This window comes from Streptomyces sp. NPDC029014 (assembly GCF_055564695.1).
Genome location: NZ_JBVHVT010000006.1, coordinates 145,171 through 155,336, shown reverse-complemented (window position 1 = coordinate 155,336; position 10,166 = coordinate 145,171). Strand labels below are relative to the sequence as shown.

The 10,166-nt window shown below is 70.6% G+C and carries 9 protein-coding genes; 3 read left to right on the top strand and 6 right to left on the bottom strand.

Annotated elements, in window-relative coordinates; all coding sequences use genetic code 11:
- From ACZ4VL_RS05460 to ACZ4VL_RS05450, 3 genes are all read left to right on the top strand, one after another.
- A complete protein-coding gene (locus tag ACZ4VL_RS05460; RefSeq protein WP_468196137.1) occupies positions 1-1,041 on the top strand; it encodes a ParA family protein in 1,041 nt (346 codons plus the stop codon).
- A complete protein-coding gene (locus ACZ4VL_RS05455) occupies positions 1,038-2,129 on the top strand; it encodes a ParB/RepB/Spo0J family partition protein (protein ID WP_468196134.1) in 1,092 nt (363 codons plus the stop codon). Before ACZ4VL_RS05460 ends, ACZ4VL_RS05455 begins: the two co-directional genes overlap by 4 nt.
- 105 nt (positions 2,130-2,234) lie before the next feature.
- Entirely contained in the window at positions 2,235-2,852 is a 618-nt protein-coding gene (locus tag ACZ4VL_RS05450; RefSeq protein ID WP_361093083.1) for a GNAT family N-acetyltransferase, read from the top strand.
- A 68-nt stretch (positions 2,853-2,920) separates the two neighbouring features.
- Here ACZ4VL_RS05450 and trxA read toward each other — a convergent pair whose 3' ends face one another.
- The 6 genes from trxA to murJ all read right to left on the bottom strand — a co-directional run bounded on the left by trxA (position 2,921) and on the right by murJ (position 10,149).
- Complete coding sequence (gene trxA, locus ACZ4VL_RS05445) at positions 2,921-3,262, bottom strand: thioredoxin (RefSeq protein WP_361093086.1); 342 nt, start codon at positions 3,260-3,262, stop codon at positions 2,921-2,923.
- Positions 3,263-3,314: 52 nt separating this feature from the next.
- Complete coding sequence (gene trxB / locus ACZ4VL_RS05440; RefSeq protein WP_468196130.1) at positions 3,315-4,274, bottom strand: thioredoxin-disulfide reductase; 960 nt, start codon at positions 4,272-4,274, stop codon at positions 3,315-3,317.
- A 127-nt stretch (positions 4,275-4,401) separates the two neighbouring features.
- On the bottom strand, positions 4,402-5,328 hold the full coding sequence (locus tag ACZ4VL_RS05435) for an anti-sigma factor family protein (RefSeq protein ID WP_468196128.1): 927 nt from the start codon (positions 5,326-5,328) through the stop codon (positions 4,402-4,404).
- Complete coding sequence (gene sigM, locus ACZ4VL_RS05430) at positions 5,325-6,026, bottom strand: RNA polymerase sigma factor SigM (RefSeq protein WP_468196126.1); 702 nt, start codon at positions 6,024-6,026, stop codon at positions 5,325-5,327. The genes ACZ4VL_RS05435 and sigM overlap by 4 nt, the downstream gene beginning before the upstream one ends.
- Positions 6,027-6,128: 102 nt before the next feature.
- The gene (locus tag ACZ4VL_RS05425; RefSeq protein ID WP_468196124.1) at positions 6,129-7,856 is read right to left on the bottom strand and encodes a protein kinase family protein; all 1,728 of its coding nucleotides are present in this window, start codon (positions 7,854-7,856) and stop codon (positions 6,129-6,131) included.
- Between the two features lie 118 nt (positions 7,857-7,974).
- The gene (gene murJ / locus ACZ4VL_RS05420; RefSeq protein ID WP_468196121.1) at positions 7,975-10,149 is read right to left on the bottom strand and encodes a murein biosynthesis integral membrane protein MurJ; all 2,175 of its coding nucleotides are present in this window, start codon (positions 10,147-10,149) and stop codon (positions 7,975-7,977) included.
- Between the last annotated feature and the right edge of the window lie 17 nt (positions 10,150-10,166).

Sequence of the window (10,166 nt, the reverse complement as noted above, 5' to 3'; positions counted from 1 at the left end):
ATGTTGGGGGCCAACCCCGCTTTGTGGGGCCTGTTGCCCCCCCTGCCCCCTCCCCCCTTTTCGGGGGTTTGGGTTGGTTCTTTCCCCCCCCCCCCCCCCCCACCGCCCCTTGTCGACAACGACAGGTCTGCCAGGCCGAACCCCTTCGCCGTGGAGTCGTTGAGGCGGGCCGGCGAGGGGCTGCCCCGACCGGACCGGACCCGCGTGATCGTCGTCGCCAACCAGAAGGGCGGCGTCGGCAAGACCACGACGACTGTGAACCTGGCTGCTTCCCTGGCGCTCCACGGGGCACGGGTCCTGGTCATCGACCTCGACCCGCAGGGGAACGCGTCCACCGCGCTCGGCATCGACCACCACGCGGACGTCCCCTCGATCTACGACGTACTGGTCGACAGCAGGCCGCTGCTGGAGGTGGTCCAGCCGGTGGTGGACGTGGAGGGCCTCTTCTGCGCCCCGGCCACCATCGACCTGGCAGGCGCGGAGATCGAGCTGGTCTCGCTGGTCGCGCGTGAGAGCCGCCTGCAACGTGCCATCCAGGCGTACGAGCAGCCGCTGGACTACATCCTCATCGACTGCCCGCCCTCGCTGGGTTTGCTGACGGTGAATGCGATGGTCGCGGGTGCCGAGGTGCTGATCCCGATCCAGTGCGAGTACTACGCCCTGGAGGGCCTGGGCCAGCTCCTGCGCAATGTGGACCTGGTGCGGGCCCACCTCAACCCGACGCTGCACGTCTCCACCATCCTGCTGACGATGTACGACGGCCGGACCCGGCTGGCCTCCCAGGTGGCGGAGGAGGTTCGTACCCACTTCGGCAGCGAGGTGCTGCGGACGAGCATCCCGCGGTCGGTGCGTATCTCCGAGGCTCCGAGCTATGGGCAGACGGTGCTCACCTACGACCCGAGTTCCAGCGGTTCCCTCTCCTACATGGAGGCGGCGCGTGAGATCGCGCTGCGCGGGGCCGGCATCCAGTACGACGCCCGGAACGCCCATATGGGTGCGGGCCTGAACAACACGCAGAGTGTGGCGGAGGGGATCCAGTGAGCGAGCGACGAAGGGGTCTGGGCCGGGGGCTCGGTGCGCTGATCCCCCAAGCCCCCCAGGAGAAGACGCCCGCCGTGATCGGTGCGGGCTCCACCTCGCCGGCGGCGATGCCCACGCTCACCTCGGAACGCGGGATCGCAGCGGCGAAGCTGGCCACACTTGCCCAAGCCGATGTTTCACGTGAAACATCGGCTCCGGTCGAGCCGGACCATGCGCCCGAGGCGGCGGAGCCCGCAGCGGAAAGCGTGGCGGGGGCGACCTTCGCAGAGCTCCCGACCGACGCGATCACACCTAACCCTCGGCAGCCCCGCGAGGTGTTCGACGGCGACGCGCTGGCGGAGCTGGTGACCTCCATCCGGGAGGTGGGCCTCCTTCAGCCGGTGGTGGTGCGGCAGTCCGGTCCGGACCGCTACGAACTGGTCATGGGCGAGCGCCGCTGGCGTGCGTGCAAGGAGCTCGGTCTGGAGCTCATTCCGGCGATCATCCGGGCGACGGACGAAGACAAGCTTCTCCTCGACGCGCTGCTGGAGAACCTTCACCGGGCCCAGCTCAACCCGCTGGAAGAGGCCGCCGCGTACGACCAGCTGCTGAAGGACTTCGACTGCACGCATGACCAGCTCGCGGACCGGATCGGGCGCTCCCGTCCCCAGGTGACGAACACGCTGCGGCTGCTCAAGCTGGCGCCGACGGTGCAGCGACGTGTGGCGGCGGGTGTCCTGCTGGCCGGTCACGCGCGTGCCCTCCTTCCCGTGGAGGACTCCGAGGCGCAGGAACAGCTGGCGGCGCGCATCGTGGCCGAAGGCCTGTCGGTGCGCTCGGTCGAGGAGATCGTCTCCCTGATGGGCTCCGAGCCCGAGAGCCCTGCGAAGCCGAAGGGTCCGAGGGCAGGAGCCCGGGTCTCCCCGGCGCTGAGTGATCTCGCGACGCGGCTGTCGGACCGCTTCGACACCCGGGTGAAGGTGGATCTGGGCCAGAAGAAGGGCAAGATCACGGTCGAGTTCGCCTCGATGGAGGACCTGGAGCGGATCCTGGCGACTCTGGCGCCGGGTGAGGGCCGGGTACTGGAGCAGCGACCGTCCGGGGAGTGAGTCCCCTGCCGCCGAGGGGCGGGTCGTACCGGTGGGCGCCGGTGCGACCCGCCCCTTTGCCTTGTTGCGGTTTCTCCTGATTCGGACCGTGGATACGATGCGCTCATGGGGCGTCGGTTGGTACCACTCACACTGGACAACCTCCAGGACCTGCCTCTGCGTTGCCGGTCCTGTGTGTTCTGGGAGCTCGATCCCGTCAGCGGTGAGGCCGCGACCAAGGCGGGGACTCCGGCCTTGGAGAAGGAGGCGTGGATCTCCGCCGTCCTGCTGGAGTGGGGATCGTGCGGCCGGGTGGTCTACGTGGACGAGGTTCCCGTGGGGTTCGTCCTGTACGCGCCGCCGGCCTACGTGCCCCGATCCACGGCCTTCCCGACGAGCCCGGTGTCCCCGGACGCGGTCCAGCTGATCACTGCATGGATCATGCCGGGGTATCAGGGGCAGGGCCTCGGGCGGGTGATGGTCCAGACGGTGGCCAAAGACCTGCTGCGGCGGGGCTTCCGGGCGATCGAGGCATTCGGCGACGCGCACTGGGAAGCGCCCGCGTGCCTGCTGCCGGCGGACCACCTGCTCGCGGTGGGCTTCAAGACGGTGCGTCCCCATCCGGTGCATCCGCGGTTGAGGTTGGAGCTGCGCTCGACGCTGTCGTGGAAGGAAGACGTGGAGCTGGCGCTGGACCGGCTGTTGGGCGCGGCCCGGAAGGAGCCGGCCCTGCGCCCCTTGTAAGGGGACCGAAACGCGGAACGGGGCCGCCCCTTGTCAGGGGCGGCCCCGTTTCACGTGAAACATTGCCGTCAGACGGCCTTGGCCTCGATGAAGGTGTCGAGGTCACGCAGGATGGCGGCCTTCGGCTTGGCGCCGACGATGGTCTTCACGACCTCGCCGCCCTGGTAGACGTTCAGGGTCGGGATCGACATGACGCCGTACTTCGCGGCCGTGGCCGGGTTCTGGTCGATGTTGAGCTTGACGATCTCGATCTGGTCGCCGTACTCGGCAGCGATGGCCTCCAGGGACGGGGCGATCTGGCGGCACGGGCCGCACCACTCGGCCCAGAAGTCCACCAGGACGGGCTTGTCGCTCCGGAGGACCTCGGCGTCGAAGTCGGCGTCGGTCACGTTCTTGAGGGTGCCGGCCACAGCGGCCTCCTAATTCTTCCTGCGGGGTGTTGAGGTGGGGGGTGTTTGGGGGTCAGACCGCCGCGTGCGCCTTCTCGGCGTCCGAAAGGGCGGCGAGGAAGCGCTCGGCGTCGAGGGCCGCGGCGCAGCCCGTGCCGGCCGCGGTGATGGCCTGACGGTACGTGTGGTCCACGACGTCGCCGGCGCCGAACACGCCGGTCACGTTGGTGCGCGTGGAGGGGGCGTCGACCTTGAGGTAGCCCTCCTCGTCGAGCTCCAGCTGGTCCTTGAACAGTTCGGTGCGCGGGTCGTGGCCGACGGCGATGAACAGGCCGGTCACGGGAAGCTCGGAGAGCTCACCGGTCTTGGTGTTGCGCAGCGTGAGGTGGGAGAGCTTCTGGTCGCCGTGGATCGCGGAGACCTCGCTGTCCCAGGCGAACTTGATCTTCGGGTCGGCGAAGGCCCGGTCCTGCATGGCCTTGGAAGCGCGCAGGGCGTCGCGGCGGTGAACGACCGTGACGGACTTGGCGAACCGGGAGAGGAAGGTGGCCTCCTCGATCGCGGTGTCGCCACCACCGACTACGGCGATGTCCTGGTCCTTGAAGAAGAACCCGTCACAGGTGGCGCACCAGGACACACCACGGCCGGAGAGGGCGTCCTCGTTGGGCAGACCGAGCTTGCGGTGCTGGGAGCCGGTGGCCACGATCACGGCCTTGGCGCGGTGCACGGTGCCGGCGGTGTCGGTGACCGTCTTGATCTCACCGGTGAGGTCCACGGACACGATGTCGTCCGGAACGAGCTCCGCGCCGAAGCGCTCGGCCTGGCCGCGCATGTTGTCCATCAGGTCCGGCCCCATGATGCCGTCCTGGAAGCCGGGGAAGTTCTCGACCTCGGTGGTGTTCATCAGCGCGCCACCGGCGGTGACGGCGCCTTCGAAGACCAGCGGCTTGAGCGAGGCACGTGCGGTGTACAGGGCCGCGGTGTAACCGGCGGGCCCGGAACCGATGATGATCACGTTTCGTACGTCGCTCACGGGTCTCTTCCTCGTCTCTGTGGACTGCGCGCTGCGGGCCCTGGTAGGCCGGTGTGGAGCCTCACCCCACCCAACGGATCCTACGGCGCGCGCATTCCCGGCCCGCTCACCCACGAACCGCAAGCTGTCAGCTTCGAGGGTAGGTCCTGGTCAGCAGGGGCCGGTCCGTGCCGTCCGACGGGGTGACCGCGCAGCCGGCACCGACGAGGTAGGCGTCCACCGTGCCGGAGTCACCAGGATGCGGAAGCACGAGCAGGTAGACCTCCCCGCCCTGGTAGCGGCCGCGTTCCACGGCGAGCGGGGTCTCGCTGCGGCCGGTCGCGTTCAGGACGCAGGACGGAACCGCAGTGGCGTTCGTGCCCGCCCGGTCACCCGGAGCCGGGGAGGTGTTCTCCAGCCCGTACGTGCGGTTCTCCTGCTGCTGCGTCTGCGGGGAGGCCTGCTTGGCCCCTCCTGTCGAAGCCAGCAGGCGGTGCACGCTGTCCTTCAGCCCTTGGGGCGTGTAGGCGCCGTCTGCGGGGGCCTGCGCCAGGTCGCTCGTGGCGGACTTGCGGGCGGCCGTGTCCGGGGAGCCACCCAGCAGGTTTCCGGCGAGGAAGACTCCGAGCGCACAGGCTGCGGCCCCGGCGAGGCCTGCGATGACGGCGATCCGGCGACGGGCGCGGCGGCGCCCGGGCCCGGTTGCGCCGACCGGGTGACCGGTGGGCCGGCGCACGTCCCGCCCGGAGGGGACCGTCGTCGTTGTTTCACGTGAAACAACACGGTCGGTGTCACTGCCAGTGCCCGATCCCGGGGTCGTGGAGTCCAGGAGCGCCTCGGCGGCGAGCGCCGCGTCGATGCGTCCGGCGATGTCCACGGGCATGCGGGGCGGTCCCGGCAGCGTACCGAGCAGGCCGCGGATCTCTTCCAGGGATGCGTGCACGTCCGCGCACAGCGGGCACTCGGCCAGATGGCGGCGTACCTCGGCGGTCCGGACCGGGGAGAGGAGGCCCTCGGCCAGGTCGGAGATTTCCGAGACGTCAGGGTGCCGGATCGTGCCGGCTGCGGGAGTCACGTTCGTCCACCTCCGCCCTTCACCGTGTCTGCCCCTGGGGCTGGCTGACTGGGGTCTGCCGCTGGTGGGACGGGTGTCCCCGGCGTCCGGTTCCTTCCCCGCTCCGTGGCGGTGTTATCCCCGGCATTCGAGCGCAGATGAGTGAGCATCGGGACGAGTTTCGCCCGTCCGCGCGCACACCGGCTCTTCACCGTGCCGACAGGGACGTCAAGGACGTGGGCGGCCTCGGCGACGGAGTACCCCTGCATGTCGACCAGGACCAGAGCGGCCCGCTGGTCGACCGGGAGGGTGCCGAGGGCGGCCAACAGCTGACGCTGGAGGTCCTCGCGCTCAGCGGGGGCCTCGGCGGACTCGTGCGGCTCCAGGAGGCGCTCCAGGCGGTCCGTGTCGTCGAGGAGGGCCGTCCTGCGGGAGGCGGCCTTCCGGGCCCGGTCGAGGCAGGCGTTGACGGTGATGCGGTGCAGCCACGTGGTGACGGCGGAGTCGCCGCGGAAGGTGTGTGCGGCCCGATAGGCGGAGACGAAGGCGTCCTGCACCGCGTCGGCGGCCTCCTCCCGGTCGCCGAGGGTGCGCAGGGCCACCGCCCAGAGCCGGTCGCGATGCCGGCGCACGAGCTCGCCGAAGGCATCCGGGTCCCCGGCGACGTGCCGGGCGAGCAGGTCGCGGTCGCTGGCCTCGCCGTTCGTCGCGTCGTGCATCACACCTCCCCTCCCCGGAGGGAGCGTACGGGGCGGGCGGGACGAATACGAGGGGCCGCTGTACCTCGGCACAGCGGACCCTCGTCGACGTCGGCGTCCGGACTAGTCGACCGGTCCGAGCACCTTGATCTCGCTGATCCCGCCCCGCCAACTGCCGCCACCGTCCTCGGCGGGCAGGTTGGTGATGTGGACCACCACGAAGCGCGTCTTCACCGGAGCGTCTGGCTTGGCCTCGAGCTTCTTCGCTGCGACCTGCAGGCTGGAGAGCCGCTGGGTGAAGTCGGAGAGGCCGCGCGCGGAGGTCGCCTCCGCGGGTGCGGCAAGGATCTCGACCTTGTGGCCCCCGCCGTGCATGTCCGCTTCGACACTCGTCACCTCTCGGACGCTGCCGAGGTCGACGATGATGCCGCTGCCGTCGTCGTACGAGTCGAGGTTGCCGAAGTTCGAGGAGAACTTGAACGACAACGTGACCCACGCCGTTTTGGGGTCGCCGTCGACGGCCTTGGCTGCGTCGCCCGGCTTGATCGGGTCCTTACCGAACACCGTGGCACTGCTGATGGGCAGTTGCTTGGACTCCTTGACCTGCTTCTGGTCATCGGGTTTGGCGGGCTGCGTGGTGCTGCCGCTGTTGCCGCTGTTGCCCTTGACGCGGTCCAGCAGCGTGTCGGCGAGCTGCCAGCTGCCCAGGCCCAGCGCGGCGATCAGCAGCGCTGCCACACCCCACTTCAGGACCCGGCCCGTGCGGCTCTGCAGCGGCGGCGGAGGGGGAAGCGGGACGGCATGCGGGACGGGCCCACCGGGCCGCGTCGGCGGGCGGCCGTAGCTGCCCTGCTGGTAGGTGGTCTGCTGGTACTCGGGCGGCGGGGTGAACGCCGGCTCCGGCGGCCGGATGCGCGGCATCGCGGCAACCGCCTTGGCCAGTTCCTCCGGGGTGGTGCAGGCGGGCTCCTGACGGGAGGCGGTGGCCCCGTCGTTGGCGAGCGCGCGCATGGCGAGCTCGCCCAGGCCGCGGTGGACACCCGCGCGGACCTGGTCGGGCGGGAGCAGGCCGACGCCCTTGGGCAGGCCTGAGAGGCCGTACGCGTCGATCTCGTACGGCCAGCGCTGGGTCAGGGCGGCGTACAGGAGTGCGCCGATGGCTTCGGTGTCCGCACGCTGCGGGGTGTCGCTCGTGATCCCGCGCAGGGCGGCGTTCACGGCGAGGCCGCGGATGCGGTACTGGCCGGTGGACGTGCGGAGTATGGCGCTGGGTGTCAGCCGCAGGTGGGACAGGCCCTCGCGGTGTGCCGCGGCCATGGCCTGGGAAACCTGGCTGACGAGCTGGTAGGCGTCGTGGGGCTCCAGGGGACCGGAGGCGAGGACCGCCGTCAGCTCGGTGGCATCGGGCAGCCACTCGTGAACGACGTAGACGAGGTCGTTGTCCTCCACCGCGTCCAGGACCTGGACGAAGCGGGGGTCGCCCAGCAGGGCGGAGGAGCGGGCCGCGGCCAGGACCGCGCGGGCGCGCGGGTGGTCGGCGGGCAGCACGTGGACCCCGACGGCCCGCCGCAGCTTTTCGTCCACCGCCCGCCAGCTGCTGAATCCGTCCAGACGGGTGACGCACTCCTCCAGGCGATAGCGCCGGGCCAGCTTGTGGCCGCTGTGGAGTTCGGGAGCGGCCACAGAAGCCGCGTTCCTGCGTTCGCCGTCCTTGTCTGGCATGGGTCCGTCCGCGGCTCGTCCGTTCTGGGTGTCCACCCCGTCGGCCGTGACCTTGGCCGCATCTGCGACCAGCGGCTGGTCGCCGCCGTTGTCGGCCACGTCGACGGCAGCCGTGCTACGTTCCGCCACCGTCGTTCCTGCCTCCCCATCCGTTACGCGCTGTCGGCCAGTCTGCGAAGCCATGCCAATTGTGCCCACAGTCCGGCGCTATGCACGACACGCGAAGGGGTGCGACGGTTGTGCGCATCTAGCGACCCATACGCCCGCGGACCATTCCGACCATCGCGTTGAGCTCTTCGATCCGCATCCGCTTGGCCGCGAGCAGGAAGACACCGCCCAGGGCGATACCGCCCACGACCAGCGAGATGGCGGAGCCGAGCACTCCGCTGCCCAGCCACTGGGTGATGGCGTAGGCGGCACCGCCGGCCACGGCGGCCGCCGGGATGCAGGCGCCGATGAGACGCGTGTAAGTGCGCCGCACGTGGGCGCCGTCCAGGTCCCCGCCGAGCCGCTTGCGCAGGCGCTTCCAGGCGACACCGACGCCCACGGCGTAGCCGAGGCCGTAGGCGGCGGCCATGCCGACGACCGCCCAGCGCGCGGGAAGGACGAAGAACGCGGCAGCGGAGACGGACGCGTTGACCGCGGCGACGATGACGGTGTTGTAGAACGGCGTGCGCGTGTCCTCGTACGCGTAGAAGCCGCGCAGGACGACGTACTGCACCGAGTACGGGATGAGCCCGAGGCCGAAGGCCATCAGGATGTAGCCGATGTTCTGGGCGCCGGAGCCCGAGCCCGCGTAGAGCAGCGTGGCCATGGGGACGCCGAGGGCGAGGAACGCGAAGGCGCACGGCACGATCGCGACGGCCGAGGTGCGCAGCCCGTAGGAGATGTCGTCGCGGACGGCGGCGGCGTCCCCGTCGTGGGCGGAGCGGGAGATGCGGGGCAGGACGGCCGTCATGACGGAGACGGTGATGATGGCCTGCGGCATCTGCCACAGCAGCAGCGCGTACTGGTAGCCGGTGATGCCGGTGCCGGAGTGTCCCTGCTTCTCGGCGATCGAACCTGCCCAGGTGGCGAGCTGGGTCACCACGACCAGGCCGATCTGGTTGGCCAGGACGAAGAAGAACGTCCACTTGGCCAGGCGGGCGGCCTTGCCCAGGCCGTGGCCCTTCCAGTCGAAGCGCAGGCGCGGCGAGAACCCGGCGTCGCGCAGGTACGGCAGCATCGCCAGGGCCTGGACGGTGAGGCCGAGGAGGGTGCCGATGCCGAGCAGGCGCACACCCTCCGGGGTGACCGTGGCGGCGCTGACGCCGGAGGTGGTGAAGCCGCCGAAGGCCCAGATGAACGCGCCGAAGGTGGCGATGGCCACGATGTTGTTGAGGACCGGGGTCCACATCATCGCACCGAACCGGCCGCGGGCGTTGAGGATCTGACCGAGCACCACGTGCACGCCCATGAAGAACATGGTGGGCAGGCAGTACCGGGCGAAGGCGACCGCGACCTCCATCTGCTCGGGATCGGAGGCGATCTTCGGCGACATCATGGTGATGAACACCGGTGCGGCCAGGACGCAGATCGTGGTGACGGCGGCGAGCAGGACGACGACCAGTGTCAGCAGCCGGTTGGCGTACGCCTGGCCCCCGTCGTCGTCGTTCTTCATGGCCCGCACGAGCTGGGGGATGAAGACGGCGTTCAGGGCGCCGCCACCGACCAGCACGTAGATCATCGTCGGCAGCGTGTTGGCGATCTGGTACGTGTCGTTGAAGGTGCCGACACCGATGGCGGCGGCGACGACCAGGGTCCGCAGGAAGCCGGTGATGCGGGAGACGATCGTCCCGGCGGCCATCAGCGCACTGGACTTGAGCAGACCGGCGGCACGACCGGCCGGCTTGCTCGGCGCCGGGGCGGCGACGGGCACGTCCTCCGCGGGGACGCCGGGCGCCGCCTGCTGGTCCTTGTACAGGTGGGCGAAGGCGTCGAGTTCGGCTTCCTCCTCCGCCGCGCTGGTGACCAGCGAGTCCACGCCGACGAACTGGGTGGTGGCGGTGCGGTCGCCGTACCGCAGGTGGCGGGACGGGCCGTCCGGCTCGGGCGGCGGGGTCTGGGCCCACACACGCGGGTCCGGGCCCTGCTGCGCGGTCTGCGGCGCTGCGTAGAGCGGGCCCGGATCCTGGAAGGTCCCGGGCGGCGGCGGGGGGTGGGAAGCCCGGTCGTAGAGGACCTCGGCGACCGGGTCCTGGGCCGACAGGTCCTGAGCCCGGTACGGGTCGCGGTCGTAGGCGTCCTGGACGTACGGGTCGCGGTCCGCTGTGGGACCGGGCCCGGGAACCTGTCCGGGCAGCCTCGTGCCCGGATCGGCGCCCGAGGAGGGCGCGGGCGCGCCAGTGCCCTGCGCGCGGTCACCGTCGTACGGCGCGTTCATTGAAACCCCACCTCATC

Bases quoted from the DNA above. Each gene is read 5' to 3' on its own strand.
- ACZ4VL_RS05460 (WP_468196137.1), top strand. From the start codon at position 1: ATGTTGGGGGCCAACCCCGCTTTGTGGGGCCTGTTGCCCCCCCTGCCC.
- ACZ4VL_RS05450 (WP_361093083.1), top strand. From the start codon at position 2,235: ATGGGGCGTCGGTTGGTACCACTCACACTGGACAACCTCCAGGACCTG.
- sigM (WP_468196126.1), bottom strand. From the start codon at position 6,026: ATGCACGACGCGACGAACGGCGAGGCCAGCGACCGCGACCTGCTCGCC.
- murJ (WP_468196121.1), bottom strand. From the start codon at position 10,149: ATGAACGCGCCGTACGACGGTGACCGCGCGCAGGGCACTGGCGCGCCC.